The 25,779-nt window shown below is 64.6% G+C and carries 22 protein-coding genes; 5 read left to right on the forward strand and 17 right to left on the reverse strand.

Annotated elements, in window-relative coordinates; translation table 11 throughout:
* Positions 1-6: 6 nt before the first annotated feature.
* Positions 7-2,580 carry an alpha-glucan family phosphorylase gene (gene glgP / locus K323_RS0116880; protein ID WP_022886442.1) on the reverse strand — a complete coding sequence of 858 codons (2,574 nt, stop codon included), beginning with the start codon at positions 2,578-2,580 and terminating at the stop codon, positions 7-9.
* A gap of 95 nt (positions 2,581-2,675) precedes the next feature.
* On the opposite strand from glgP, the gene K323_RS0116885 reads away from it, so the two are divergent.
* Both K323_RS0116885 and glgB read left to right on the forward strand, forming a co-directional pair.
* Complete coding sequence (locus K323_RS0116885) at positions 2,676-4,706, forward strand: alpha-1,4-glucan--maltose-1-phosphate maltosyltransferase (RefSeq protein ID WP_022886443.1); 2,031 nt, start codon at positions 2,676-2,678, stop codon at positions 4,704-4,706.
* Positions 4,703-6,919, forward strand: coding sequence for a 1,4-alpha-glucan branching protein GlgB (glgB, locus tag K323_RS0116890; protein ID WP_022886444.1), 2,217 nt, complete (start codon positions 4,703-4,705; stop codon positions 6,917-6,919). The genes K323_RS0116885 and glgB overlap by 4 nt, the downstream gene beginning before the upstream one ends.
* Positions 6,920-6,930: 11 nt before the next feature.
* Here the strand turns inward: glgB and K323_RS0116895 are convergent, their stop codons facing one another.
* Positions 6,931-7,902, reverse strand: coding sequence for a tetratricopeptide repeat protein (locus K323_RS0116895; RefSeq protein ID WP_022886445.1), 972 nt, complete (start codon positions 7,900-7,902; stop codon positions 6,931-6,933).
* Positions 7,899-9,806, reverse strand: coding sequence for a DUF8094 domain-containing protein (locus tag K323_RS0116900; RefSeq protein ID WP_022886446.1), 1,908 nt, complete (start codon positions 9,804-9,806; stop codon positions 7,899-7,901). Before K323_RS0116900 ends, K323_RS0116895 begins: the two co-directional genes overlap by 4 nt.
* Positions 9,807-10,060: 254 nt before the next feature.
* On the opposite strand from K323_RS0116900, the gene K323_RS26840 reads away from it, so the two are divergent.
* Complete coding sequence (locus K323_RS26840) at positions 10,061-11,674, forward strand: DivIVA domain-containing protein (RefSeq protein WP_022886447.1); 1,614 nt, start codon at positions 10,061-10,063, stop codon at positions 11,672-11,674.
* Between the two features lie 56 nt (positions 11,675-11,730).
* Positions 11,731-12,780, forward strand: coding sequence for an AI-2E family transporter (locus K323_RS0116910; RefSeq protein WP_026851762.1), 1,050 nt, complete (start codon positions 11,731-11,733; stop codon positions 12,778-12,780).
* 27 nt (positions 12,781-12,807) lie between these two features.
* On the opposite strand, the gene K323_RS0116915 is transcribed toward K323_RS0116910, so the two are convergent.
* The 9 genes from K323_RS0116915 to rpsB all read right to left on the reverse strand — a co-directional run bounded on the left by K323_RS0116915 (position 12,808) and on the right by rpsB (position 19,628).
* Positions 12,808-13,533 carry an alpha/beta hydrolase gene (locus tag K323_RS0116915; protein ID WP_022886449.1) on the reverse strand — a complete coding sequence of 242 codons (726 nt, stop codon included), beginning with the start codon at positions 13,531-13,533 and terminating at the stop codon, positions 12,808-12,810.
* Positions 13,534-13,572: 39 nt separating this feature from the next.
* A complete protein-coding gene (locus K323_RS0116920) occupies positions 13,573-13,872 on the reverse strand; it encodes a hypothetical protein (protein WP_022886450.1) in 300 nt (99 codons plus the stop codon).
* A gap of 48 nt (positions 13,873-13,920) precedes the next feature.
* Positions 13,921-14,604 (reverse strand): aggregation-promoting factor C-terminal-like domain-containing protein, encoded by a 684-nt coding sequence (locus tag K323_RS0116925; RefSeq protein ID WP_022886451.1) that lies wholly within the window; start codon positions 14,602-14,604, stop codon positions 13,921-13,923.
* Positions 14,605-14,658: 54 nt separating this feature from the next.
* The gene (locus K323_RS0116930) at positions 14,659-15,210 is read right to left on the reverse strand and encodes a DivIVA domain-containing protein (protein WP_022886452.1); all 552 of its coding nucleotides are present in this window, start codon (positions 15,208-15,210) and stop codon (positions 14,659-14,661) included.
* A gap of 59 nt (positions 15,211-15,269) precedes the next feature.
* Positions 15,270-16,247, reverse strand: a complete 978-nt coding sequence (locus tag K323_RS0116935; protein ID WP_022886453.1) for a phosphatidate cytidylyltransferase — start codon at positions 16,245-16,247, stop codon at positions 15,270-15,272.
* 12 nt (positions 16,248-16,259) lie between these two features.
* Positions 16,260-16,814, reverse strand: a complete 555-nt coding sequence (gene frr, locus K323_RS0116940; RefSeq protein WP_022886454.1) for a ribosome recycling factor — start codon at positions 16,812-16,814, stop codon at positions 16,260-16,262.
* A gap of 32 nt (positions 16,815-16,846) precedes the next feature.
* A complete protein-coding gene (pyrH, locus tag K323_RS0116945) occupies positions 16,847-17,578 on the reverse strand; it encodes a UMP kinase (RefSeq protein ID WP_022886455.1) in 732 nt (243 codons plus the stop codon).
* 156 nt (positions 17,579-17,734) lie between these two features.
* Positions 17,735-18,562, reverse strand: a complete 828-nt coding sequence (gene tsf, locus K323_RS0116950) for a translation elongation factor Ts (protein ID WP_022886456.1) — start codon at positions 18,560-18,562, stop codon at positions 17,735-17,737.
* A 13-nt stretch (positions 18,563-18,575) separates the two neighbouring features.
* Positions 18,576-19,628, reverse strand: coding sequence for a 30S ribosomal protein S2 (gene rpsB / locus K323_RS0116955; protein ID WP_022886457.1), 1,053 nt, complete (start codon positions 19,626-19,628; stop codon positions 18,576-18,578).
* Positions 19,629-19,950: 322 nt separating this feature from the next.
* On the opposite strand from rpsB, the gene K323_RS0116960 reads away from it, so the two are divergent.
* Positions 19,951-20,463: a M23 family metallopeptidase gene (locus K323_RS0116960; RefSeq protein WP_245571015.1), complete on the forward strand. Its 513-nt coding sequence runs from the start codon at positions 19,951-19,953 to the stop codon at positions 20,461-20,463.
* 95 nt (positions 20,464-20,558) lie between these two features.
* On the opposite strand, the gene K323_RS0116965 is transcribed toward K323_RS0116960, so the two are convergent.
* From K323_RS0116965 to K323_RS0116985, 5 genes are all read right to left on the reverse strand, one after another.
* Positions 20,559-21,488, reverse strand: coding sequence for a tyrosine recombinase XerC (locus K323_RS0116965; RefSeq protein WP_026851765.1), 930 nt, complete (start codon positions 21,486-21,488; stop codon positions 20,559-20,561).
* 72 nt (positions 21,489-21,560) lie between these two features.
* Entirely contained in the window at positions 21,561-22,460 is a 900-nt protein-coding gene (locus K323_RS0116970; RefSeq protein WP_022886460.1) for a phosphodiesterase, read from the reverse strand.
* Positions 22,461-22,517: 57 nt separating this feature from the next.
* Positions 22,518-23,822, reverse strand: coding sequence for a DNA-processing protein DprA (gene dprA, locus K323_RS26845; protein ID WP_022886461.1), 1,305 nt, complete (start codon positions 23,820-23,822; stop codon positions 22,518-22,520).
* Positions 23,819-25,351 (reverse strand): YifB family Mg chelatase-like AAA ATPase, encoded by a 1,533-nt coding sequence (locus tag K323_RS0116980; RefSeq protein WP_022886462.1) that lies wholly within the window; start codon positions 25,349-25,351, stop codon positions 23,819-23,821. Before K323_RS0116980 ends, dprA begins: the two co-directional genes overlap by 4 nt.
* Positions 25,351-25,716 (reverse strand): YraN family protein, encoded by a 366-nt coding sequence (locus tag K323_RS0116985; protein ID WP_211219870.1) that lies wholly within the window; start codon positions 25,714-25,716, stop codon positions 25,351-25,353. Before K323_RS0116985 ends, K323_RS0116980 begins: the two co-directional genes overlap by 1 nt.
* Positions 25,717-25,779: the final 63 nt, after the last annotated feature.

The following is a 25,779-nucleotide window of genomic DNA, read 5'->3' on the forward strand; positions in this document are numbered from 1 at the left end:
CGGGTGTCAGCCGGCGACGGCGATGAGTCCCATCTCCGCCGGGCTTGCCAGCAGCGCGTTCCGTGGGACAACCCGCACGGTGTAACCGAACCCACCTGCGCGGTGCAGAGCAACGGTTCCGGTGAAGAGCGTCGAACCCGCAGGCGACGTGCCCTGTTCGCGCGCAGCGGCCGGTTCGAGGGCCTGCGTCTGGGTGTCCGTCAGATTGTCGCCGTTGTGGCTGACCCCGTAGACGACCTCGACGGTCACGTCGTCGGCTGCGAGCGAATTCAGGTTCACATGAGCCCGAAGGTGAAGCTCGTCTCCCACCTGCGGAACGGACGAGACTCCCCCTGACTCCACGTGGGTGACCGAGACGCCCGGCCACGCCGCATGCAGCCGCTCCTTCCAGGCCGCGAGGTCTCGCGCGGAACGGTAGTTGTCGCGCGACAGTTCGCGCTCGAACCGGCCGGCAGGCCGATACCGTCGCTCAACGTACTCGCGCACCATGCGGTCTGCACTCAGCTCGGGCGAGAGCCCTGCGAGAGTGTGCCTGATGGCCTTCACCCACCGCTCTGGCACTCCGTCGGCGTTACGTTCGTAAAAACCGGGCACCACCTGGTGCTCAAGGATGTCGTACAAGGCTTCCGCCTCGAGTTTGTCGCGCTCTGCGGAATCGCCAGCGGCATCCGCCGTCGGAATCGCCCACCCGTTCTGCCCGTCGAAGTACTCCGGCCACCAGCCGTCCAGGATCGACAGGTTGAGAACGCCGTTCAGCGCCGCCTTCATACCGGATGTTCCGCAGGCCTCGAGCGGGCGCAGCGGGTTGTTCAGCCAGACATCCGTTCCCGGGTACATCAGCTGGGCCATCGCGATGTTGTAGTCGGGCAGGAAGGCGATCCTGGTGCGCAGCTCTGGGTCCTCCGCGAACTTCACGATCTCCTGGATGAGGCGTTTGCCCTCTTCGTCGGCAGGATGCGACTTTCCGGCGATCACGATCTGGATCGGGTGCTCAGGGTGCGTCAGGAGCGCACGAAGTCGCTCTGGATCGTGCAGCATCAGCGTCAGCCGTTTGTAGGTCGGCACCCGGCGGGCGAATCCGATCGTCAAGACGTTCGGATCGAAGACCGTGTTCATCCAGGCGGGTGGGATCGCGCCGGTGTTCTGCTGGCTCCAGGCCAGCGCCACCCTGCGACGGGCATCTTCCACGAACTGCAGGCGCATCCGCCCGCGCGCCGACCACAGCTCCTGGTCTGAGACGTCGGAGGACGCCCAGTCCGCGTTCGCCGTGTCGGTGGTTCCGAGCTTGTCGCGTGCCAGTTGCAGCAGAGCGGGGTCCGTCCACGTAGGCGCGTGCACACCGTTGGTGATCGAATCGATCGGCACGTCGGCCTCGTCAAAACCCGGCCACAGGCCCTTGAACATGCGCCGGCTGACTTCACCATGCAGCTTCGACACACCGTTGGCGTGCTGACCGAGCCGCAGTCCCATCACGGCCATGTTGAAGACGTCTGGCGACCCGCCCTCGTAGCTCTCTCGGCCGAGCGCCAGAACGTCATCGACGTCGACGGCGGGAAGCAGGTCGGTATCGAAGTATCGACGAACCAGGTCGAGCTCAAAACGGTCGATGCCTGCGGCAACGGGAGTGTGAGTGGTGAAAACGGTGCCGGCGCGGGCAACCTGTAACGCCTCGGAGAAACTCAGGCCCTCACCGATCAGGCTCGAGATCCGCTCCAGCCCCAGAAAGCCGGCGTGGCCCTCATTGGTGTGGAAAACTTCTGGCTCAGGGTTGCCGCTGAGCGCACTCCACAGCTTCACCGCCCGCGCGCCCCCGATGCCGAGCAGAAGCTCCTGCAGGAGCCGGTGCTCACCGCCTCCGCCGTAGAGCCTGTCGGTGACCTGGCGAAGCTCGTCAGTGTTCTCGGGGATGTCGGTGTCAAGCATGAGCAGACGGATGCGGCCGACGGATGCCTGCCAGACGCGCGCGTGCAGCGTGCGGTCGTCTGGCAGCGCCAGCGACACCTGCACGGAAGACCCGTCCGCCCTGCGCAGGATCGACAGCGGGAGGCCGTCCGGGTCGAGCAGCGGATAACTCTCCATCTGCCAGCCGTCTGCCGAGATCGACTGACGAAAGTAGCCGGCCCGGTAGAACAGCCCGACTCCAACCAGCGGAACCCCGAGGTCTGATGCGCTCTTCAGGTGGTCGCCGGCGAGGATGCCGAGGCCACCGGAGTACTGAGGAAGGGCTGCGGCGATGCCGAACTCCGGCGAGAAGTAGGCGATGCTCTCCGGCTTCTCCCCTTCGAGTCCCTGGTACCAGCGCGGTTCCTCGAGGTACTCACGGAGTTCGCTGCGCACCGAGTTGACCCCGGTGACGTAGTCGTGGTCGCCCGCGAGTTCTTCCAGTCGCGACGGCGGCACCGCGCCGAGCAGGGCAACGGGGTCCTGGCCGACGGATTTCCACACGTCGGGCGCGATGTGCTCGAACAACTGCCGAGTGGGTTCATGCCACGACCAGCGCAGGTTGCCAGCCAGTTCTTCAAGGGCCTCGAGCGGCTCGGGGAGCACGGCACGGACGGTAAATTTGCGGATCGCCTTCACGGGTCAACCCTAGGGGCCGCGGATGTCGATTACGTACGTGACATGCAACGAAGGGCCACCGCACCATCGGCGACATTTCGCGCTACGGTCGGTGTGTGGCAAAGACACCAGCACAATCGCCCGAACCGCGTGAGACCAAGGCCGGTCGTATTCCGATTCTTGACCTTTCTCCGCAACTGCCAGACAACCTCTGGCCGGCACGGGCGTTCGCCGGCGAGGTCGTTCCGTTTGCGGCCACCGCCTTCCGCGAAGGCCACGATCGCATCGGTGCCCTGCTCCTGCTCACCTCACCAGACGGAGTCGAAATCGAGCATCGGATGCGCAAAGGAGCGCCAGGCACCGACCGCTGGGAAACCGAAGTTCAGTTGTCACTCACGGGATCGTGGAGCTATCGGGTGCGCGCATTCGCTGACGACTACGCCACCTGGGAGCACAATGCGGCAATCAAGTTGCCGGCCGGAATCGACGTCGAGCTGACGTTCCAGATCATTGCAGGCCTGTTTGCGACTGCCGGTGCCGACAAGCACCGGACGGTCTCGGCACGTCGGCTCTTCGCCGCTGCGGCGAAGGCGGTGGCTGACCCCGCGAAGAGCGTCGACGAACGGTTCAGCGCTGCCACGAGCGTTAAACTGCGCGCTGCGGCATCCGTCATGCCCCTCACCAGCCTCGAAAGCGTGTCGGAGGCCCGCACGATCATTGTGGAACGCACGAGGGCCGGCGTTGGCTCCTGGTATGAGTTCTTCCCGCGGTCAGAGGGAGCAAAGCGACGGGCAGACGGCTCGTGGAAGAGCGGCACGTTCCGCACCGCGGCCAAGCGACTGGCCGAGGTGGCCGCGATGGGCTTTGATGTCGTCTACCTTCCGCCGATCCATCCGATCGGGCACGCGTACCGTAAAGGCCCGAACAACTCGCTGGTCGCCGGCGAGAACGACCCTGGATCACCGTGGGCGATCGGTTCCGCTGAGGGGGGCCACGACGCCATCCACCCCGATCTCGGCACCGAAGCCGATTTCGCCTGGTTCATGGGCAAAGCACGCAAGGCCGGAGTGGAGATCGCACTCGACCTCGCGCTGCAGGCATCACCGGACCACCCTTGGGTGAAAGAGCACCCGGAGTGGTTCACGACCCTGCCGGACGGAACGATCGCGTACGCGGAGAACCCGCCGAAGAAGTACCAGGACATCTACCCGGTGAACTTCGACAACGACCCGAGCGGAATCCGAGCCGAAGTACTCAGGATCGTTCGCCTCTGGATCGAACGAGGCGTGCGGATATTCCGTGTCGACAACCCGCATACGAAGCCGCTGGAGTTCTGGGAGTGGCTGATCGCTGAGGTCAACCGCGAATACCCGGATGTCGTCTTCCTCGCCGAGGCCTTCACCAGGCCCGCCATCCTGCATGGCCTCGCCAAGGTCGGTTTCGCGCAGTCGTACACCTACTTCACCTGGCGGAACACCAAGGAGGAACTGGAGGAGTTCTTCGACTCGCTCGCCCACGACACCGCAGATTTCCTGCGGCCGAACCTGTTCGTAAACACGCCGGACATCCTCACCGAGTACCTGCAGTTCGGCGGACCGGCGGCGTTCAAGATCCGGGCCGCCCTCGCTGCGACGGCTGCACCCACCTGGGGTGTCTACTCCGGGTTCGAACTGTTCGAGAGTGTCGCCAGGCCGGGCGCCGAAGAGAGCATCGACAACGAGAAGTACGAATACCGCCCCAGGGACTTCCGCGGGGCGGAGGCCCTCGGAAAGTCGCTCGCACCGTTCCTGACCCTGCTGAACCGCATCCGCGCCGAACACCCAGCCCTCCGGCAACTGCGCAACCTCGACCTGCACGAGAGCGACGACGACGCCATCCTCGTCTACAGCAAGTACCTGGCCGCAGAGTTCACCGACACCGGCAAGCCGGACGCCCTGATCGTCGCCCTGAACGTCGACCCGCATTCGGTCAGGGAGACCATGATTCACCTGGATGTGACCCGGTTCGGGATTACTCCTGGGGCGGGGTTCAAAGTCACAGATCTGATCACCGGCGCCGTCTGGACCTGGTCTGCCGACAATTACGTGCGACTCGATGCATTCACCGAGCCGGTGCACATTCTGCAGGTGACGGAAGGTCTCTCATGAAGCACGCAGCACGCACTCGCACCGTCGAACTGCCGTCGGTGCCAGGCGACATCCTCGAAGCGGTCGGCAACGGCAGCTATCACGACCCGCACGGGGTGCTCGGCCAGCATCTGGTCGACGCGCCAGGTGTCAGTGACCCACTCACCGTCATCCGTGCCCTGCGGCCGCTCGCCAACCGGGTTGCCGCCGTTCTGCAAACCGGTTCGCGGGTCGAACTCTCCCACATCGGCTACGGAATCTGGCAAGGATACAGCACGCTCGGAGTCCTGGACTACACGATCGATGCCGCGTACGACGGAGTTCCATCCTGGATAGCCGACGATCCGTACCGTTACCTGCCGACCCTCGGGGAACTCGACCTCCACCTCATCGGCGAGGGCAGGCACGAACAGCTGTGGACCGTTCTTGGCGCCCATTTCCGGCCTCACGCCGGCGTGCTCGGAACCACGACCGGCACCTCGTTCGCTGTGTGGGCTCCGCATGCCAGGGCGGTGCGCGTGGTCGGAGATTTCAACGGCTGGAACGGTGCAACACACGCGATGCGCAATATGGGAAGTACCGGCGTGTGGGAGCTGTTCGTGCCGGGCCTCGGCCCCGGGTCGAACTACAAGTTCCAATTGCTCACGCAGTCTGGCGATTGGGTCATGAAGGCAGACCCGATGGCCAGGTACACCGAAGTGCCGCCGAACACCGCGTCGGTCATCGGCGAGACCCGATACGAGTGGGCGGATGCCGACTGGCTGGCCCGCCGGGCGGCGACCGACCCGCACAATGCCCCCATGAGCGTCTACGAGATGCATGTCGGGTCGTGGCGGCCTGGTCTCGGCTATCGCGAGCTCGCGGATCAGCTCATCGAGTATTTGCAGGAACTGGCGTATACGCATGTTGAATTCATGCCGCTCGCGGAGCATCCGTTCGGCGGTTCATGGGGCTACCAGGTCACCGGCTACTACGCACCGACCAGTCGGTTCGGGCACCCTGACGACCTGCGCTACCTAATTGATCGGCTGCACCAGGCCGGATTCGGCGTGCTCATGGACTGGGTACCAGGCCATTTTCCGAAAGACGATTTCGCGCTGGCGAAATTCGATGGGCAGGCACTCTACGAGCACCCGGACCCGCGTCGCGGCGAGCAACTGGACTGGGGAACCTATGTCTTCGATTTCGGGCAGAAGCAGGTGCGCAACTTCCTCGTCGCCAACGCACTGTACTGGCTGGAGGAGTTCCACATCGACGGGCTCAGGGTTGATGCCGTCGCATCGATGCTCTATCTCGACTACTCCCGCGAAGAAGGCCAGTGGGAACCGAACGAACACGGCGGCAGGGAGAACCTCGAGGCGATCAGTCTGCTGCAAGAGGTCACGGCCACGTCGTACAAGCGAAATCCAGGCACGATCCTCATTGCCGAGGAGTCGACAAGCTGGGGCGGAGTGACGGCGCCGACGTCGGGCGGAGGCCTGGGATTCGGGCTCAAGTGGAACATGGGGTGGATGCACGACTCGCTCCAGTATATGGAAGTCGATCCGATGTACCGGTCGTACCACCACAACGACATCACGTTCTCGTTCTTCTATGCGTTCAGTGAGAACTTCCTGCTGCCGATCAGCCACGACGAGGTAGTACACGGCAAGGGGTCACTCGTCGCGAAAATGCCGGGTGATTCCTGGCAGCAGCTCGCCAATGTTCGGGCGTACCTGGCGTTCATGTGGGCGCATCCAGGGAAGCAGCTGCTGTTCATGGGGCAGGAATTCGGGCAGCGTTCAGAGTGGAGCGAGGAACGCGGACTGGATTGGTGGATGCTCGACCAGCCGGCGCACCGCGGCCTGTTCACGCTGGTCGGCCGGCTCAACCGGGTGTATCGGGAGAACCGGAGCCTCTGGCAGCGTGACAACGACTCCTCCGGATTCGAATGGCTCGATGGCGGTGCTGCCGCGCAGAACGTGGTGTCGTTCCTGCGTTTCGACGCCGACGGCAACCCGATCGCCTGCCTGTTCAACTTCTCAGGCCAGCCGCACACGGACTACCGGGTCGGCCTGCCGTTCCCCGGAACGTGGGATGAGATCGTGAACACGGATGCGACGGAGTACGGCGGTTCAGGAGTAGGAAACCTCGGCGCGGTGGAGGCGGTTGCCGAACCCTGGGACTCGCGCCCGGCATCCGCCGTGCTCGCCCTGCCGCCCCTGGCAGGGCTCTGGCTCAAGCTGCGGCGCTAGCGGCGAATGTATCAGTAGAGCAGCGCCGCCAGGCGCGCGCGGGTTGGGGGCACTCGAGGGTCGTCGACGCCGACGATCTCGAATAGCTCGACAAGTCGCTCCCTGATCGTATTCTTGCCGTCTGCATCCTGCCCCTGGAACAACCCGAGCAGTCGGTCGAAGGCATCCTCGACATGACCACCGGAGATGTCGAGGTCGGCAACCAGCAGCTGGGCAGCTAGGTCGTCGGGCGTGGATGCCGCAGCAGAACGGATGTCGTCAAGCGACTTCCCCTGCAGGCGGGCCAGCAGGCTCACCTGCGCCAGCCCGGCAACCGCCATGCGGTCGGCAGGATCCCTGGCGATGGCCATCTTGTACTCAGCGATCGCGGTTTCGTAGTCGCCACGCTCAATGGCGTCGTATGCGGCCTGGTGCTGGGGCGACAACTCCGGCTCCGCCGGAGGTTCAACTGCCACCGCCGCGGTGTCCGCATCGGCATCCATCGCAGTTGCCGTGCCGGTCACGCTGTGTTGCGCGGCGAGTTCGAGAACCCGCTCGAACACCTCACGAACCTGCGCCTCGGGGATGGCGCCGGAGAACAGCTGCACCGGCTGGCCCGCGATGACGGCCGCGACCGTCGGAATCGACTGTGCCTGGAAGGCCTGGGAGAGCTGCGGGTTCGAATCGACATCAACTGTGACGAGCACAAATCGCCCGCCGGCCTCCGCGATGAGCTTCTCGAGAATCGGCGTGAGCTGTTTGCAGGGCTCGCACCAATCAGCCCACAGATCGACGATGACCGGCACGGTCTTCGACAGCTCGAGGATCTCGCCGAAGTTCGTGTCTGTTCCTTCGACGATGAGGCTCGGAATGGTCACCGTCCCGCCTGCGGCGGGAGCACCACCGCCCGAAGGGGCGCCGGCCGGCCCGGCCGGACGGTTCACGAGTGAAGAGAGATCAACGGCGCCCCGCAAGCTGGCGCCGGTCGCGGGAACATTCGTCATGGCAACTCCACAGATGAGATCAGTCCCTGGGAAAAGCCAAGGAGAACGATTTTGTCTTTCGACCCGGCAGCCGGCACATGGAAGAGAAGCTGGTCACTGTAGGTGCTCAGGATGCCCTTCGCCGTTGCCTCGACACCGGACAGTGCTTTGCTCGCGCCTTCCGGGCTCACCGTGGCACCGGCATCCACCGGCTTGACCGTCTCGGTTTCACTCAGGCTGACCGCGACGATGGCTCCGGAGTCGTTGGTCGCCAGCGCCACGGTGTTGCCCGAGCCGGCGGCCGTTGCGAACTCGATCGACGCCGTCGTCGGCAGCGCCGCCCTCTTCTCATTCTTCTTCTCGAGCCCGACCTGGGTGCGGAAGGTGTCGCCATCAACGTCGAACTGGTCGTAGAAGGCGCTCGCCTCTCCCTGCATGAGGATGTCGGCATACGCTGCGGCGATCTGGTCTGGCGGCATGACCAGCAGCTTGGAGTCTGGTGCGATGATCGGCGCCCCGATCGTTGCGGGCGCGACATCCGGCACCGCTGCAGCCGCTTCGAGTTGCACGGCGTATTTGATCTGGTACGGCTTCCTCGGCGACGCCTGGGTCATGACCACCGCCGTTGGTGCCACCGTGGGGTCGTCTTCGTTCTGGATGACGCTCATCACGGAGCGCGGCCAGGTCGCCGACTGCTGTGGAAGCGTCAGGGTCAATGGCGAAGCTGGGAGCGCGGGCGGTGCAGCGTACTCGGGGATCGCGGCCCGAATCTTGTAGTTCGAGAGGCGCTCGTCGAGCGCGGGACCGGTGAACCTGGAGGCGATGGCGTCCGCGTTCAGGGTCGCGTCTGCATCCGTCGTCATCACCGCGATCTTGCGCACGATGCGCTCGAGCTGGGGCACGGTCACCGCGGGGGGAGGCACGTCTGCGGCGGCCTCAGGCGCAGCTGTCATGTCTGGGGCGGCCGTGAGCGAGCTCATCGGCACCGTCGAGGGAGACGGCCAGAAGTCGGCCGAGCATCCGGTGAGGACGAGCCCAGAGACGAGCATCACCGGCACCACAGCCGTCATGGAACGACTGATCGACCGGCCGTTGTCGGTGATCTCACTGGCCTTGATCGCCTTGGGGCGCGGCGCCCGCGGCAGCCTCGGCAGTCGAGGTCCTCTGGGGACATTGCGACGCGGCCGCCGGGAACGACGCAGGTGCAACAGCGCCCACAGGTACAGCGCCAGCCCGATGAGGAGAACAACCGCACCGCCGACGATCAGCGGCCCAGCCAGCGGCGTCGCGTTATCTCGCGGCCACGACAACCGAACGCTGGACGGGGCAGGAGCCGTGCCGTCTGACGCGATGATCACCGAGATTCCCTCCGGTAGGTTCATTGCCGTCGACAGGGTGCGCTCTGCGCTGAACTCCTCGAGCCACAGGTCGGAACCGGCCGGGTTTGTGGTCACCGCATCGGAGCCAGGCTCGGCCGGGGTCTCTGCTGGTGGTACTTCAGCAACCGGCGGCTCGGGCGCCGGGGGCTCGGTTGTCGGGGAATTGGTCGCAGGGACATCCGCACCTTCGTTGCCCTCATCGTTTGCTTCGGCGGAGCCCTGCCCCTCCTTCACCTCTGTCGTCAGTTTCGCCTCGCCCTTCACATGGCTGATCTCGACAAACTCGTCGTCGCCGATCCAGGCCGCGACATCCGCTGTTCTGCCATAGGCGGCGAATACGCCGTCCGGGCCACTGACACTCAGTCGTTGGCGCCCGGGGAAGGCAGACAGGGCGGATGAATCGATGACGGCGTAGCGAGGTCCGTCTTCAACGGTCGCAGAGAGGCTCGTGGAGCCAGGCTCAAGGAACACCGTTCGCTGCGCGATGCCGAGCACAATCATCACGGCCGCGAGAACGAATGCCGCTATGGCAAGAACGAAACGCACGTATAACCCTCCTGTGTTGCCATCTGGCAGGCACCGATTGTGTTCGGCCCTCCTGCTTCGGACACAGACAGCAACAGACACAGATCCGCAATAGACACGGACGTGCAACAATACCGGACGCTCCTGAACGCCGCCTAATAGCAACCTGAGGAGATCGTGGACGCGGATCCCCCGGATGGGGCTAAAATTGTGGCGGCTCTCCCGGCCCAGCGTGGCGACCGGCGTATGCAGCCCAAATTTCCTGAGGAGACAGTGTGCCGATCGACGAGTCCGATTTTACGCAGGTGTTCCGCGGCTATGACAAAGACGAGGTCGACAAGGCGATCCAGGGCCTGCGTCGCGACCTGATCCAGGCCAACAACCAGTCGACCGAGGCCAGCAGAGAAGTCAAACGCCTCACCGCACGCATCGACGATCTCAGCGCAGAGATCGAAGAGGTCGGGAGCCCGACTTTCTCCGGGCTGGGAACGAAGCTCGAGAACACCCTTCGAGTAGCGGAGGAACAGTCGACCCGCGTCATCGCGCAGGCAGACATCGATGCCGAGAAGCTGCGCGCCCAGGCCGCTGCCGAGGTCGACGCGCTTCAGCGTGAAGCGGCAGAGTACACCGAGCGCACGCTGTCGGATGCCACGGTGAAGGCCGCGAGGATCCTCGAAGACGCACGGGTGGAGGCAGATGACTACGTCGCGCGCGCTCAGGAGGAGCACGCTGTCCTCACCCAGGACGCCGCGCAGGAGGCGGCCACGGTGCGTGGCCGCATCGCGACGGAGGCAGCAGAACTTCGATCGACCGTCAAGCGGGAGGCTGCGGCCCTTCGCTCTGAGGCCGAACGTGAGGCCGCAGAACTCAGGGTCGTCGCCCAGCAGGAAGCGACCCAGGCGCGCGAGATCGCGGCCGGCCTCACCAGCGAGACCGAGTTGACCCGCGCAGAGGTCGCTCTCGAGCTCGACCAGCAGCGGGCAGAACTGGCCGTTGAAACCGAGCAGGCGCGCATCGACCTCGCGGCCGAGACCGAACAGGCCAGAATCGACCTTGCCCGCGAAAGGGAAGAGGCCCGGATCGTCCTCGAAGAGGAGAGCGCGAGCGCGAGGCGCGATCTCGCGGCCGAAATCGAACAAGGGCGCGCGAAACTTGCCAGGGAGATCGAGCAGACGCGTGCCGATCTCGCGGCGGAGCGTGAGCAGTCGCGAGCCGAACTGACCAGGGAGACCCTGCAGACGCGGGCGTCGCTGGCCAGCGAGGTCGAGCGAAACCAGGCCGCCCTTGCCGCCGACGCTGAACAGTCCAGCGCGGACCTGGCCAGGCATAACGAACAGGCCAGGGCAGACTTCGAGGCCGAGAGCGAGCAACTGCGCATCGATCTCGAGAACTCCCTCACCGCCAGCCGGAAGAAGGGCCAGCACGAGGCCGCCAAGCTCAAGCGCGAGATCGAGCAGACCCGCGCAGACCTTGAGGTGGAGCTGAAGGCCAGGCGCGACGAGGCCGAGCAAGACCACCTCGCGCGGCACCAGGAAGCCGTGCTTCAAACGCAGAGGTTCCTTGGCGACGCCAACACCCAGCTCGACGAGACCAACAAGCGCACCGTGGAACTCCGCCAGCTCAATGACCAGCTCGACACCGGGGCTCGCGAGGAAGCCAAGCTGGGTAAGCAGCAGGCCGAGGAGACGGCGGAGCGCATCGTGAAGGATGCCGAAGCGAAGTCCAAGGCCATGGTGAAGGATGCGCAAAAGCGCACCCACACCCTCGTCGCAGACGCGGAGGACCGTCTGTCCCAGATTCGCATCGAGCGCGACGCCGTCGCCGGGTACTTCGAGAACCTCCGCGGTGTGCTCACCCAGGCGGAAAAAGTGGCGGCCGACGGCGAGTAATGTGATGCTGTGAGCGGGGTTCGCCGGCCGAATCTGCCACAAACCGGGGAGTGTCGTTGAAGATACAGAATGCGTTCCGTTTCGGGCTGATCTTCACGCTCGGCGTTGGACTCGGACTCCTGATCATCACCTCGGTGATCACCCTGCAGACGATCATCACCTACGTCGGCGCCGCCCTCTTCCTGTCACTTGGCCTCGATCCGGCGGTGTCGTGGCTGGAGAAGAAGAAGTTCCCCCGCTGGTCGGCGATCCTCGTCGTTGTGATCGCCGTTGTCGGCATCCTGACCGGCGTCATCTTCGCGATCGTGCCCATCATCGTCGAACAGGTCGCCAAACTCGCCGAGCGCATTCCGGACCTCATCGACGCCGTGAACTCGGCGACCTTCATTGACGATCTGCAGAAGCAGTTCCCCGGCCTCGACATCCAGAGGATCACGGAGTCCATCACTGATTATCTCGGTGGCAATCTGACCACGATCACCTCAACCGTGATCGCGTCCGGTATCGCCGTGGTCAGTGGGCTCTTCGGCGGCCTGGTCATTCTCATCCTGACGCTGTACTTCACAACATCGCTGAACTCCATCAAGCGCGGACTCTACCAGCTGGTCCCTGCATCCAAGCGCGAGCGATTCGCCGACATCAGTGAGCAGATCACCACGGCCGTCGGCCGCTACGTGGTCGGCCAGGCCGCTCTCGCCTTCTGCAACGGTGTACTCAGCTTCATCTACCTGTCCATCATCGGCGCGCCGTTCGCCGCACTGCTGGCCTTCATCGCCTTCCTGTTCTCCCTGGTGCCACTCGTCGGAACGATCAGCGGGTCCGTCATCATCGTGCTCACCTGCCTGATCCCCGGCATCGGCAGTTCGGTTCCGACCGCGATCGCAGCGGGCATCTACTACCTCATCTACATGCAGGTCGAGGCATACGTGCTGAGCCCCAACATCATGAATCGCGCCGTTGCGGTTCCGGGTGCCGTCGTCGTCGTCGCGGCGCTGGCCGGAGGCTCACTGCTCGGAATCCTCGGCGCACTGATCGCGATCCCGGTGGCCGCAGCGATTCTGATGATCATCAAGCAGGTTGTCATTCCCCGTCAAAACGAGCTGTAGCGCTCAGGGCCGATCCAGTAGGGTCCGTCAGGCCGTCCACTCCGTCGGCAGCGGTGCAGCAACCGGGTTGACCACAGCAACGATCTCGTTCAGCACACGACGGGTCTGCTTCTCCCCCACCCAGAGGTGCTTGCCTTCTTCAACAGAGATGAGCGTGGCTTCAGGAACGCTGGCAAATCGCTCTGTCGCTTCCGCAGGTCGCAGGTAGTCGTCGAATTCCGGGATGACCGCCACCAGCCGCCTGGGATTGCCCGACCAGGCCGCCAGTTCAGTTGCGGTTGCCCTGTGCAGCGGCGGCGACAGCAGGATAGCCCCGTCGATCGGGTGCTCCAGCCCGTACTTGATCGCGAGTTCTGTTCCGAACGACCAGCCAAGGAGCCACGGATGCGGCAGGGCGCGTTCGGCGACAAATGCCATTGCCGCCGCAACGTCCTGCCGCTCTGCCACGCCGTCCCCGAAGGCACCGTCGCTGGTGCCTCGCGGTGCCGTGGTTCCCCTGGTGTTGAACCGAAGCACTGCCAGGTCGGCAAGCGCAGGCAGCCGCGCGGCGGCCTTGCGCAAGATGTGCGAGTCCATGAAGCCGCCCGCTGTGGGCAGCGGATGAAGCGTCACAAGCGTCGCGACCGGGTCGCGGTCGGCCGGCAGCGCAAGCTCGCCGACGAGGGTGAGTCCGTCAGTCGTTGTAAGTTCGATGTTCTCCCGCCGCGCGGGAAGCTCAACGCTGCTGCGGATTTCAACGGTATCTGGTGCCACCGGCTTCCTTTCATTCGATTGGCTGCGCGCTGTTGCGACTCAGGTGATCTTCCAGCAGTGCGAATGCCAATGGCGCCTGGCAGAGATGTCGGCCGCATCGCCCATGACGCCATCTCCCCGCCAGGCGACGACATGTGCGAGACCTGGCACGATCTCGAGGTTGCAACCCGGACACTGGTAAGTCTTGACGGCCTGGGCGGCCTGGACTGGTTGCACGTTCCAGACTCCGCCCCTGCGCACTTCCGTGCGTCGCCATCCCGAGGCCAGACGTGACAGATCGTCTTCGCCCTCGGTATCCGTCACCGGCTTGCGGCCCTTCGGACGGTTACTTCGCGGCATGGTGAAAGTCTAGGCGAGCTGTCCGGGTACTGAACCCGACAAGCTTGCTCAGTACCAACCCTTACTCTCCGAAGTGTTCCACGCGTCGCACGGCGTGCCGTAGCGGCCGCTGATGTAGCCGAGGCCCCATTCGATCTGGGTGGCAGCGTTGGTCTCCCAGTCGTCTCCTGCGGATGCCATCTTCGACCCGGGAAGAGCCTGCGGGATGCCGTAGGCGCCACTCGAACTGTTCATGGCGTTCACGCGCCAGCCGGATTCCTTGTTCCACAGTGCGACCAGGCAATCGAACTGCTCTGAACCCCAGCCGCGCGCTGCAACGGCCCCGGCGGCATACGCCTGTGCGGACCCGGGATCGGGGACAGCGGCCGAAGGTGGCCGGTAGTTCGCCGGCTCTGAATCCACAGGAGGCGGCGGAGGAGGCGGAGGCGGCGGATCGGTGATCGTGAAGCCGTCGCGCGACACGGTGGTGGTGTATTCGCCGGCAATGTCGACCGACTGGATGTCCTGACCACCGAAACGATCGTTTGCGGCCTGGTAACTGGCCGAGGCGGTTGCTCCGGAGTACGGGTCGACGACGCTGACCAACATGAATGCAGCCGCCGCCGTGAAGGCGAAAAACCCCAGCACGCTCTTGCTTCTGGAACGGGGCCGGTACATCTGCGGTCGCGTCGGCCGAACGGCCACAACCGGTTCGATGACGTCTAGGTGTTTACCCACGATGTGCTTACCCACGATTTCTCGATCGTAGCCCAAATCTCAGGTAACAGCCAGATAACGGTGTGGCCATTACCGCACAGCCAGCATGACGTCGATCACGCTGTCGAGCGCCAGGTCGACCTGTGCTTCGCGGTATCCACCGCGCTGTGGGCGGAAAACGGCGGTTCGCACGTCGTCGACGGTGACAGGGAAACCATCCTGGAAATACTTCCCGAGCCTGTTCGCAAAGCGGTCCACATCGGCGATGCTGTACCCGACGCTGAGGAAGCTCGTCCGTGTGAACCGGTGCCCTGCCGGGCGTCCCAACCGGTTGACGATCACCTGGGCGTTACCGCGGGCCTCATCAAACCAGGCCTGTTCTCCCGCCGTGCCGGTCGCGAGTTCCCGCTCCCTGGCAGCGAAGGCATCCTCAAGTCGTTCAAGTGCGGAGTCCACGTGCTGGGGAGAGTAGCCCCCCTTCTGCATTGCGAAGGCCGTGTGCCTGATCTCTTCGGCGCTGAGCCCGCTGTCGGCCGTGCCACCCGCGTCATACGCCCGGCGCGCCGAAGTCAGGAACTCCTCAACCTGCTGGGGGCTATAGCCGAGAGTCTTCTTGTTCGTCTGCGGGAAGAGTTGGCTCACCGGTTCATTCTCTCCCACTCTGCCCGCTGTGTCGAAACCAACGCGCGCAGCCCGCCCACTCAGCCGAAGATCAGGAACAGTGCATACGCGGCGGCAGCCGACGGCAGGATCGAATCGAGTCGGTCGAGGAAGCCGCCGTGGCCCGGGAGCCAGGAACTCATGTCTTTGATGCCCAGATCGCGTTTGACGAGCGATTCGGCGAGGTCTCCAAATGTCGCCGCCAGCAGGATGACGGCGCCGAAGACCAGCCCGAACCACCAGGGTTGTCCGAGCATGAACACAGCAAGCAAAACGCCGACAACGAGGCACACCAATGCGGCGCCAGCCAGGCCCTCCCAGGTCTTCTTCGGGCTGATCGTCGGCGCCATGGGATGCTTCCCGAAGGTGAGTCCGGCCGCATACGCGCCGGTGTCTGCCGAGATCACCAGCAGGAGGAAAGCGAGGGTCCACCATTGACCGCCTTCCTGCGCGGCCAGCAGAACGGCGAAACTGGCCAGGAAAACGACGTAGACCTCGATGAGGAAGGCTGCGCCGATGTCCTTCCGAACCTCCCGCAGCGTGACTCGCCGACTCGGCCACAACAGTTCGACCAGCCGCCACAGCGCGATGAAGGTGATTCCGCCGAGCGTTGCGAGCCACTGCCCGGTGGCATCCCAGTAGAAGGCGGCGGGCACCACCGCGACGGCCGAAATGACAACGGGAATTCGCGGAACGTTGCGACCGGCCCTGCGTAACGCCTCGGCGAGTTCGAAAGCCGTAAAACCGACGATCACAACCGCGAAGACCATGAACAGCTCTTTGATGAAGATCAGGCTGAACACCATCGCCAACCCGAGTACCAGGCCGATCAAGACTGCCAGGATCAGGTTGCGGCCCGTCCTGGCCTCAATGCGTTCGTTCGTCGCGTCGATCTGTGCCCTGGTGGCCTGCACCTGGCGTTCGAAGTCTGCCCTGGTGGCTTTCACCTGTGCCCGAAACTCCGCACGGCCGCCGTGACCGGTCTTGTGCGGATTTCTCTCCTGAGGATCGTGAGCCATGACGAGAGATCCCTAGATTTCGAGGAGTTCGGATTCCTTGCGCTTGAGCGCGTCGTCAATGCCGTCGACGTGACTCTTCGTGATCTGCTCGAGTTCCTTCTCAGCCCTGGCCACCTCGTCGTCGCCGACTTCGCTCTTCAGCGCATCGAGTTCGTCCTTCGCCTTGCGGCGGATGTTGCGCACGGAGACCTTGGCGTCTTCGGCTTTGGCCTTGACGATCTTCACGAACTCCTTGCGGCGGTCGGCCGTGAGCTCAGGCAGCGTCGCCCTGATGACGGTGCCGTCGTTTCCGACGTTCGCCCCGAGGTTCGGCGTGTCCCTGATGGCCTGCTCCATGTCACGAAGCGCACCCTTGTCGTACGGGGTGATCAGGAGCGTACGTGCCTCCTGATTGTGCAGCGAGGCGAGCTGGCCGAGTGGGGTCGGCGTTCCGTAGTAATTCACCAGAATCTTCTGGAAGAGTTGCGGGTTGGCGCGCCCGGTTCGCACCGTCGCGAAGTCGTCTTTGGCGGCTTCGAGCGCACGGCTCATACGGGAAGTGGTATCGGACAGTACATCCGCGATCACGGTGACTCCTTCAGTTTGTGGCTTCGCCCATTCTAGTTGGAGACGAGGGTGCCGATCTCGGAGCCGAGAATCGCGGCCGTAACGTTTCCGTCCGGTGCCATGCCGAACACCCGCATCGGCATCCCGTTGTCCATACACAAGCTGAACGAGGTGGAGTCGACGACCTTGAGTCCGCGCTGGAGCGCTTCCTGGTAAGTGATGTGGTCGATTCGCTGGGCATCGGGGTTGGTGCGAGGGTCATCGGAATAAACGCCGTCTACGCCGTTCTTGGCAACCAGCACCACGTCGGCAAAGATCTCAAGGGCCCGCTGGGCGGCAACGGTGTCTGTGGAGAAATATGGCAGGCCGGCGCCGGCGCCGAAGATCACGACACGGCCCTTCTCAAGGTGACGCTCTGCTCGACGTGGAATGTACGGCTCTGCAACCTGTGTCATTGAAATGGCCGACTGCACCCTGGTCTCCGCGCCGGCCTGCTCAAGGAAGTCCTGGAGGGCGAGTGCGTTCATCACTGTGCCGAGCATTCCCATGTAGTCGGCTCGACCACGGTCCATGCCACGTTGGGACAGTTCTGCACCACGGAAGAAGTTGCCTCCGCCGACGACGATCGCGATCTCAACCTCGCGCGCGGCCTCTGCGATCTCCCTGGCCAGCGCACTGACCACGTCAGGGTTGACCCCCAGGCCACCTCCACCGAATGCCTCTCCCGAGAGCTTCAGAAGTACCCTGCGTCGCTTGGCAGTGGTGCTGGGGAGCGTGTCATTCATTCGGTGAAAACCTTCCGTCGTGGCCTGTGACTAAAACTACCGGGTGCGACTCGGTGTCGCCTCACTGATGTCGCTTCACTGATGTCGCCGCAGCGCGAAAAAGACCGGACCGCTTTCGCAGTCCGGTCTCTTCGGCGTTGGTGATCGCAGCGCTGGTTACGCGCCGACCTTGAACCGGGCGAAGCCCGAAACGGTCAGTCCCGCATCCGCCAGTACTTTACTGATGGACAGCTTGTTGTCCTTCGCGTAGTCCTGCTCGAGAAGGGCGACCTGCTTGAAGTAGGCGTTGACGCGGCCCTCGACGATCTTCGGCAGTGCCGCTTCCGGCTTGCCTTCGTTCTTCGAGATCTCGGTGACGATCTTGCGTTCTGCTTCGACCGCGGCCTCTGGAACGTCTTCCTTGCCGAGGTACTCGGGGTTGGCGAACGAGATGTGCTGGGCGACGCTCCGCGCCGTCTCAGCGTCGTCTCCCGCGTAGCCGAGCACAACGCCGACCTGTGGGGGCAGGTCTTTGTTGGTCTTGTGCAGGTAGATCGCGAAGTGCTCGCCGGTAACGGATGCGACACGACGCAGTTCGATCTTCTCGCCGAGGATCGCCGCTTCGTCGTTGATCAGGTCCGCGACGTTCTGGCTGCCGGCAGATGCAGCGAGGCCCTGTTCGACCGACGCTGCCCCAGCTGCTGCAACAGCATCAAGGACCTTCTCGCTGAGCGCGACGAACTTGTCGCCCTTGGCGACGAAGTCGGTCTCGCAGGCGAGTTCGATCAGCGTGGCGGTGTCACCGGTCTCCTTGGCAGCGACGAGGCCCTCTGAGGTGGAACGGTCCGCGCGCTTGGAATTGCCCTTCGCACCCTTGAGGCGGAGGATCTCGACGGCCTTCTCCATGTCGCCTTCGGCTTCGACGAGGGCGTTCTTGGTGTCGACCATTCCGGTTCCGAGGCGCTCGCGCAGAGCCTTGACGTCTTCGAGGCTGAAGTTTGCCATACCTATGAGTTCCTTACTTCTTCTTGGTGTCGGCTGCGTCGGCGTCTGCATCGGCAGGTGCGTCAGCATCTGCATCGGCAGGTGCATCGGCATCCGGTGCTGCGTCGGCGGGTGCTGCGTCAGTCTCGGCTGCCTCTGCCGACGCCGAATCGGTGTCCTGTGGCTTCTCTTCGACAGCAGCAGTCTCTTCGACAGCGGCGGTGTCTTCGGCAGCCACCTTCTCGTCGGCGACCTTGGCGGTCTCGGCGGAGGACTGCTCAGGAGTCGTCTCGCCTGCTGCAGTTTCGGTCGCAGCGCCTTCGGATTCAGACGCCTGCAGGAGTTCGGCCTCCCAGGCGGCGAGCGGCTCGACCTCTGCACCCTCTTCGGGCTTCTGGTGGCGCTGAATCAGACCCTCGGCAGCTGCATCCGCAATGATGCGGGTGAGCAGGCCGACCGAACGGATGGCGTCGTCGTTGCCCGGGATCGGGTACTGGACGTCATCGGGGTCGCAGTTGGTGTCGAGGATGGCGATCACCGGGATGCCGAGCTTCTTGGCCTCGTCGATGGCGAGGTGCTCCTTGTTGGTGTCCACGATCCAGAGCGCCGACGGCGTCTTGGTGAGGTTGCGGATGCCGCCGAGGCTCTTGTGCAGCTTGGTGAGCTCACGCTTCTTGATGAGGAGCTCTTTCTTGGTGAAGCCACTCTTCGCGGTGTCTTCGAAGTCGAGCTCTTCCAGCTCCTTCATGCGCGCGAGGCGCTTGGAAACTGTCTGGAAGTTGGTGAGGAGGCCACCGAGCCAGCGCTGGTTGACATAGGGCTGGCCGACACGCGTCGCCTGCTCCGAGATCGCTTCCTGCGCCTGCTTCTTGGTGCCGACGAAGAGGATGGTGCCGCCGTGGGCGACCGTCTCCTTGACGAAGTCGTATGCGCGGTCGACGAATGCGAGCGACTGCTGCAGGTCGATGATGTAGATGCCGGAACGCTCGGTGAAGATGAAACGCTTCATCTTCGGGTTCCAACGGCGGGTCTGGTGCCCGAAGTGCACGCCGCTGTCGAGCAGCTGGCGGATGGTGACGACGGCCATGAGCCGTACTCCTTGTCCGGCGGCATCCTGCGGGCAGGGTGACGCCAATCGGTTCTGTGTGATGATCGGTTGACCAGCACTCCTGGTGCCCGGCACACGTCCGCCTGGCTCGTGAGAGCCGGACCGAGTGGATGTGGAGGCCGAATGGGCACGCGTAGTCAGCGCACAAAGCGCTGCTGAAGTTAGTTTAGCACCTGTCCGGCGATGGTTTACGCCCCTGGTTGATCGCGTGTAGTCCTCCACAGGAGTGCAGCAACACACACTCTCCACCGATCCAGACGGACCCCGACTCAGCGCGCACCGGATGCGGCACCGTTGGAGTGTGAAGCTTCCGCGACCGATCCGAACGAGCGCCCTCTGCGCGAGAATGCTCGCCATCGTCCTCTTGGGGACCATGGTGTCTGCCACACCAGCTGCCGGAGCCGAGGGTTCATGGGAATGGCCGGTATCCCCGCCTCACACCGTCACCCGTTCCTTTGAAGCGCCGCCGACACCGTATTCCGCCGGTCATCGCGGTATCGACATCGCTCTGCACCCTGGCGCTCCGGTGACCGCGCCCGAAGCCGGAGTCGTTCATTTCGCGGGTGTCGTCGTCGATCGCCCTGTCCTCTCCATCGCGCACGAGGGAGACCTCCTCTCTAGCTTCGAACCGCTGGACGCCGTTGTCGCAGAAGGCGAGAGCGTTCTGAAGGGCCAGGTCGTCGGCACGGTGTCGACCGGCGGGCATTGCTCGGCGACGTGCCTGCATCTCGGGGTCCGGCTGCACGGCCAGTACGTGTCGCCGCTGCTCTTACTCGGAGAGGTGCCGCCCGCCGTGCTCCTCCCCCTTGAGTAGCTTCGCTGGCCCGGGCAGGTGCCGAGAGTCGCCCTCTGCGCCGGGAATCGCCCGCGCAACGGCGATTCCCGGCGCCACTGGCGATTCCCGGCGCATCAGGCGCGGGGATGCGCGGTGCGGTAGGTCTGCTTCAGGCGCTCTGCTGACACATGTGTGTAGATCTGCGTGGTGCCGAGGCTGGCGTGTCCGAGCAGCTCCTGCACTGCGCGCAGGTCCGCACCACCGTCGAGCAAGTGGGTGGCCGCCGTGTGACGGAGCGCATGCGGTCCGGCCGGCCCGTTGCCTGGAATCTCCGCGAGCAGACCGGCGACAAGTCGATACACGGCACGAACACCGAGCCGCGATCGGCGAGCGCCGAGGAACAGCGCCCTCGTCGAAACAGGATGCGAACCGTCAGCCACCGGCGACTTCTCTAGTACCGGTCGCGCTCGACGCAGATAGTCGACGACGGCCGACTGGGCAGGCACCCCGAACGGCACCACCCTTTCTTTTCCGCCTTTGCCCGTCACCCGCACGGTCAACCTGTCGAGGTCGACATCGCCAACGTCGAGTCCGACAAGTTCAGACACTCGGAGCCCGGAAGCGTACAGCAGCTCGACCACTGCACGGTCCCTCATCGCCGCCGGGTCGTCATCCGCTGCTCGCAGCTCGAGGCTCCCCAGCAGTTCGTCCATCTGTCCCCTGTTGATCACGCGGGGCAGAGTTCGGCCGGGTTTCGGCGAGCGCAGTCTCAGGCCGGGATCGGCCGGTATCACGCCTGTGCGTGCGAGCCAGGCCGTGAAGCTCCGTGCGGATGCGGCGTGCCGGGCGATCGATGCTCGGGAGAGGCCTGTCTGGGTGTCGTCCCACAGCCACTCCCTCAGCAGGTCGAGACTCATCCCTTCTGTGGTGTCAGTGTCTCTTCGACCGGCGAAACCCTCAAGCTGGCGCAGGTCGGTGCGATAGGCCCGCACGGTGTTCGTCGAGAATCCCCGCTCAGCTGTGAGGTACAGCATGAACTCCTCAATGGCGACGACAAGCTTCATGTTCTCAGCATTGCGGTTCAGGCCTCGAAAGCCGGCGGCGACTGGCTGAAACGCCACATCACCAGTGCAAAATCACACCTGACGGGAGAAGGCCTCCGTGCGCTCGTCGGCGCTAAGCTCCTCCATGCGGTCGAGGAAATCGGAGTTGAATCCGCTCACCGGTTTGAAGGCGCCAATCGGCACGACGGAGTGGGTCACCTGGTCTGCGTAGACGTTCACGAGATTGATGGACTGACCTCCATCGACGCCCGTGAGTTCCCGTTCGGGTGCAGAGAGGTCCATGGTGTAACAGGTCGCCGCCGCGACCGACACCGGGATTCCCGCGAACATCCCGGTCGTCGCGTAATGGAGGTGACCGCCGAGTATGGCCCGGATGTCGCTGCCCGCGACGACCTCGGCCAGGGAGTCCTGCTCCCGCAACTCGAGGATGTTCATGAGGTGCAGTGGGGTCGGTACCGGCGGGTGGTGAAGTGCCAGGATGCTGCCGAGCTCGGCAGGCGAGCTGAGCACGTCTGCCAGCCAGGCTCTTTGCTGTTCAGACACGTCTCCGTGGTGGAACCCGGGCACGCTCGTGTCGAGGGCGATAATCCGGAGGCCGCCGATGTCGAAGACCCGATCGACGGGTTCGGCCGTGCCCGCTTCGCGGAGGAGTTCGGTGCGGAACGCCGATCGCTCGTCGTGATTGCCCATCACCCAGACCACCGTGGCACCGAGCCGATCAGCTGCGATCTCGACCTGGTCGCGAACGCGACGGTAGGCGTCTGGCTCACCACGGTCGGTGATATCCCCGGTCAGCACGATTGCGCTCGGTTGCAGGCCGGTGAGCTCCAATTGCGCCAGTGCCCGTTGGAGAGTGCGGTCGGTATCGACCCTGTCGTAGAGGGCACGCCCTTCGCTCAGGTAGTGCGTGTCACTGATGTGCACGATCAGCTGCGATGCGGCAGCGTGCTGGCCCAGCTGAACGGTTGGCATGCTGCACCCCTTCTTCTCTCGAGCGACCAGACTACGGGCTGGGGGTGACACTCGGCATCATCGCGATTGAGACCGCAGCCAGCCGCCGGCACCCTCGCGAACCACCCCCTCCAGCCCGAACAGCCCGAGCACCGAGACCACCGATGCAACAGAGAGCCCCGCACGACGAGCGATGTCTGCCACCGGACGCGGTGAGCGCGCGCTCAGGGCGTCAAGAACCCGAACCTGGTCGCTGGTGCGCTGCCCCGCGTCTGATGGTCGGTCATCAAGTGGAAGGTCGAGTTCGACAGCGCCGAGTCCCGGCGACGCCAGTTCGGCCATCTCTGCCGCGTTTGTCACGCAGAACGCATCGTATTCGCGAATCAGTCGATGGCATCCGGCCGAGGTCGGCGACGTGACCGGCCCCGGGACTGCACCGAGCGGGCGACCGAGCGCAGCGGCGTGGCCTGCCGTGTTGAGCGATCCGGACCGCCACCCGGCCTCAAGCACGATCGTCGCCAGACTGGAAGCCGCGATCAACCGATTTCTCTGCAAAAACCTCCACTTGGTCGGTGCTGACCCGCACGGCAGTTCGGAAACGACGGCTCCGGCATCCGCGATACGGCTGAGCAGTGCGTCGTGTCCGCTGGGGTAAAAGCGGTCGACGCCTCCCGCGAGGAACGCGACGGTGAGGCCCCGACTGGCCAGTGCCGACCGGTGGGCCATCCCGTCGATGCCGTATGCGGCCCCGGAAACGATGGCGAACCCTCGATCGACCAGCCCGGCCGCGGCTTCCATGGCGACATGTTCCCCGTATCCGGTTGCCGCGCGGGCACCGACGAGTGCGAGCGAATGCGGCAGCGCGGCGAGCGCCGCCTGGACTCCCCGCCACCACAGGGCAAGCGGGGCGTGCGCGCCGAGATCGTCGACTGCGCGCGGCCAGAGTGGGTCCTCAGGCAGCAGAAGTGCAGCCCGAACGCGCTGAGCCTGCTGCATCGAACGGATGATGTCGGCCGATTTCAACCGCGGGCGCCACCGTGCGAGCCCCTGCCCGATCCCGGCTTCCAGTTGGGGATCGACTTGTGCTCCCACACCTTTCACAGCATCCGCGAGCTTCGCGGGAGACCAGGAGTCAAGAACGGCGGTAAGCGACGTGGCTGCGCCGAGGTAGCCGACAAGCAACCCTGCGACCGCGTCGCCGGGTTCGGCGATTCCCGTCCAGGCGGCGCGCGCAAAGACATCCGCCACGGGTACTTCCGGCATGTCTGGACTGTCTGGCCCGTCATGCCCGTCTGACCCATCTGACCCGCCCGACCCGCCTGGTCGTACGAGGCGCGCAAGCCGACCGACCTCCGACGAGTCGAGTCCGAATTGTGTGGTCACGACATTCCTTTCCGCAGGTACAGTGCTTGCCCGACCTGGTCTGCGCCGGGGCTCGTGAGCCCTTCGAGGTCGGCGATCGACCAGGCGACTTTCAACACGCGGTCGTATCCGCGCATGGTGATTCCGCCGCGCTCCAGGGCACGGTCGAGCCCCGCGGTGATGGCACCGCCGAGCCGAGCGTGTGGCCCGCGGAGCCATGGACCGGGTACCTGGGAGTTGAGTGTCCACGGCGTCGGGGCGAGACGTTCGGCGGCTGCAGCACGCGCGCTCTCGACACGCGCCCGTGCCGCGGCGCTCGTCACGCGCTCTTCGGTGTCGGCGAGCCTCAGTTGCGCCGCGGTGATTCGCTGCACACCCAGCTGGATATCGATCCGGTCGAGCAGCGGTCCGGAGATCTTCGCCAGATAGCGACGCCTGGCGTTCGGCGGGCAGGTGCATTCCTTGTCCGATGCGCCGTACTGTCCGCACGGACACGGGTTCGCGGCCATCACCAGCTGGAAACGGCCAGGAAAGGTCGCGGTTGCGTTCGCCCTGTGAATGCTGATGAGCCCAGATTCCAGCGGTTGCCGCAGTGCGTCGAGAACCGGTGCCGCGAACTCGGGCGCCTCGTCGAGGAAGAGCACACCGTGCGCCGCCCTCACCGCGGCACCTGGGCGAATCTGCCCCGTGCCCCCGCCGATCATCGCTGCTGCCGTCGCGGTGTGATGAGGAGCTTCCAACGGCGGCCGCGTGACGAGGGACCGCCCAAGTCCGCTACCCGTCAGCGAGCGGAGTGAGCTGACCTCGAGCGAAGCAGCGGTGTCGAGGTCGGGAAGGATCCCGGGCAGCCTGGCCGCCAGCATCGTCTTTCCCGAACCCGGCGGTCCGAGCATGAAAACGTGGTGGCCACCGGCGGCAGCCACCTGCAGGGCAAGAACCGCCTCGTCGTTTCCCACGACGTCCACCAGGTCGAGCTCGGTCTGAGCATCCGCCGCGTCGTCGTGCTGCATGATCGGATCGACATCAACCGGCTCGATCGCTGCGCCATGCCAAATGAGTGCTTCACGCAGCGAAGCGACAGCGATCACCCGCATCCCGGGCACAAGCGAGGCCTCTTGGGCGTTCCCCACGGGAACCATCACCTGGCGATGCCCTCGTTTCGAGGCAGCGATGACCGCAGGCAGAATGCCGGCCGTCGGCCGCAACCGGCCGTCGAGAGCGAGCTCACCGATGTGCACGACCTTGTCAATGGATGCGGGTGGAACGATGTTGTCCGCAGCCAGGCAGGCGAGGGCGATCGCGAGGTCGAACCCCGAGCCGTGCTTGGGCAGGGCTGCGGGCGACAGATTCACTGTCAGCCGATGCGGCGTGAGGGCGGAACCTGAGTTCTTCGCCGCCATCCGCACCCGATGTGTCGCCTGGGAGAGTGCGGCGTCTGGGAGGCCGATCAGGATGATGGCGGGGAGATTCGCTGAGATGTCCGCTTCGACCTCGACCAACGACCCGGTCATGCCCAGGAGGGCGATCGCATGAGTGCGGGCGACGCTCATCAGAAGATCCCGGTCAGATGTTCGATCGTAGGACTCGAGGCGAATGGGGCGATCACCGAGATGGCATCGATGCGGATGCGCCGCGGGCTGGTGGCGGACTGGTCACACCAGGCCGCCGCAAGCCGCCGCAGCCTGGCCAGCTTGTCGATGGTGATGGCCTCGAACGGATGCCCGAAGGCGACACTCGATCTGGACTTGACCTCTACGAAGACGATCTGCCCCTCGTGCTCCGCGATCAGGTCGATCTCGCCCTGCGGGCAGCGCCAGTTACGCTCGATCAGCCGGTAGCCGGCTTTCGTCAGGAAAAGGGCAGCGCACTCTTCGCCGCGTCTTCCGAGATCGTCTTTTCTGGCCACATCGACCAGAGTGGACGAGCCGCAGGCCGCATGGGCCCACATCCGACTGATCTGTGCACTGTCGGTTTTGGC

This window comes from Glaciibacter superstes DSM 21135 (assembly GCF_000421145.1).
Taxonomy (GTDB): domain Bacteria; phylum Actinomycetota; class Actinomycetes; order Actinomycetales; family Microbacteriaceae; genus Cryobacterium; species Cryobacterium superstes.

Coding starts and splice junctions, on each gene's coding strand:
- K323_RS0116895 (WP_022886445.1), bottom strand. CDS start 7,902: ATGACGAATGTTCCCGCGACCGGCGCCAGCTTGCGGGGCGCCGTTGAT.
- K323_RS0116965 (WP_026851765.1), bottom strand. CDS start 21,488: ATGAAGCTTGTCGTCGCCATTGAGGAGTTCATGCTGTACCTCACAGCT.
- K323_RS0116980 (WP_022886462.1), bottom strand. CDS start 25,351: ATGAGCGTCGCCCGCACTCATGCGATCGCCCTCCTGGGCATGACCGGG.
- glgB (WP_022886444.1), top strand. CDS start 4,703: ATGAAGCACGCAGCACGCACTCGCACCGTCGAACTGCCGTCGGTGCCA.
- K323_RS0116920 (WP_022886450.1), bottom strand. CDS start 13,872: ATGCCGCGAAGTAACCGTCCGAAGGGCCGCAAGCCGGTGACGGATACC.
- pyrH (WP_022886455.1), bottom strand. CDS start 17,578: ATGAATGACACGCTCCCCAGCACCACTGCCAAGCGACGCAGGGTACTT.
- rpsB (WP_022886457.1), bottom strand. CDS start 19,628: ATGGCCGTCGTCACCATCCGCCAGCTGCTCGACAGCGGCGTGCACTTC.
- K323_RS0116935 (WP_022886453.1), bottom strand. CDS start 16,247: ATGGCTCACGATCCTCAGGAGAGAAATCCGCACAAGACCGGTCACGGC.
- K323_RS0116970 (WP_022886460.1), bottom strand. CDS start 22,460: ATGCCAACCGTTCAGCTGGGCCAGCACGCTGCCGCATCGCAGCTGATC.
- tsf (WP_022886456.1), bottom strand. CDS start 18,562: ATGGCAAACTTCAGCCTCGAAGACGTCAAGGCTCTGCGCGAGCGCCTC.